At 66.9% G+C, this 1,421-nt stretch carries 1 protein-coding gene; it reads right to left on the bottom strand.

Annotated elements, in window-relative coordinates:
• Positions 1-63: 63 nt before the first annotated feature.
• A complete protein-coding gene (locus C1I92_RS32895) occupies positions 64-1,293 on the bottom strand; it encodes an IS256 family transposase (protein WP_111258831.1) in 1,230 nt (409 codons plus the stop codon).
• Positions 1,294-1,421 lie beyond the last annotated feature (128 nt).

The following is a 1,421-nucleotide window of genomic DNA, read 5'->3' as shown; positions in this document are numbered from 1 at the left end:
GGTGACGTCCCGTGACGTGGTGTAGGTGGTCGTCCACGTGTGTGGGTCAGCGAGTTGTGCTGATCATGCCGTGAGGAGTGCTGTTGGTGCTACCTGTTGATCGTTGGTGGTGGTGTTGAGCAGGGCCATGGAGCCTTCGGAGAGGTAGCGGCGGTCGGAGACCTGCCATTCGTCGTGGGTCTCGACCAGCACCGAGCCGGCCAGGCGCAGCAGCGCGGCAGGGTTGGGGAACACGCCGACGACGTCGGTGCGGCGTTTGATCTCTTTGTTCACCCGTTCCAGCGGATTGGTCGACCAGATCTTCTTCCAGTGGCTGATCGGGAAGCCGGTGAACGCGGTGATGTCGTCGGCGGCTTCGCGCAGCATGGTCTCGACCTTGGGGAGCTGCCGGCCGAGCATCCCGGCGATGGTGTCCAGTTGCTCGCGCACGTGGTCGCGGTCAGGTTGGGCGAAGATCGTCCTGATCGCGGCGGCGACCATCTCGGCGTGGCCCTTGGGGACCTGGGCGAGCACGTTGCGCAGAAAGTGCACGCGGCAGCGCTGCCAGGACGCGCCGATCAGGACCGCCTCGATCGCGGCCTTCAAGCCGGCGTGCGCGTCGGAGATGACCAGTTGCACCCCGCCCAGCCCGCGGGTCTTCAGGCTTCGCAGGAAGGCGGTCCAGAACGCGCCGTCCTCGCTGTCGCCGACATCGAAGCCGAGTACCTCACGGCGGCCGTCGGCGGCGACCCCGGTAGCGACCACGACCGCCTGCGACACGACCCGGTGATCGACGCGGGCCTTGCAGTAGGTGGCGTCGAGGAACACGTACCGGAATGGCTGCTCGGCCAGCGATCGGTCCCGGAACGCGGCCACCTCGACATCGAGCTCGGCACAGATCCGGCTGACCTCGGACTTGGAGATGCCAGTGTCCGCGCCCAGCGCCTTGACCAGGTCATCGACCTTGCGAGTGGAGGTGCCGTGCAGGTAAGCCTCCATGATCACGGCGAACAGCGACTGGTCCACCCGTCGGCGCCGCTCGAGCAGGCTCGGGAAGAACGAACCGGCGCGCAGCTTGGGAATGCGCAGCTCCAAGTCCCCAGCCACCGTTGAGACCGTCTTGGGCCGGTGACCGTTGCGCTGCGCCAGCCGGGTATCGGTGCGCTCGTGCGGGCCGGCACCGATCACCGAGGTCAGCTCGGCCTCGATCAGCGCCTGGTAGATCGTCGTGGCTGCTTGCCGGATCCGATCCTCGACATCGGCGCCCTTGAGTGCATCGAGCACGTCCAGCAGGGCAGACTGGTCCAGAGCCATCGTGTGATGTGTCCCTTCCGCGAGAACCATTGGCGTGGTCTCGCCGACCATCACACGATGGCCACCCCCGACGTGGTCACCCACGCCGACAACGGCCCGACCGTTACACCACGACCTGGGACGTCACC

It is taken from the genome of Jiangella anatolica, assembly GCF_003236295.1.
Taxonomy (GTDB): domain Bacteria; phylum Actinomycetota; class Actinomycetes; order Jiangellales; family Jiangellaceae; genus Jiangella; species Jiangella anatolica.
Note: the sequence above shows the minus strand (reverse complement) of the source record. Positions and strands in the feature narration are given on the sequence as shown.

What these genes read in the sequence shown, in the direction of transcription:
- C1I92_RS32895 (WP_111258831.1), bottom strand. Translation starts at nt 1,293, where the DNA reads ATGGCTCTGGACCAGTCTGCCCTGCTGGACGTGCTCGATGCACTCAAG.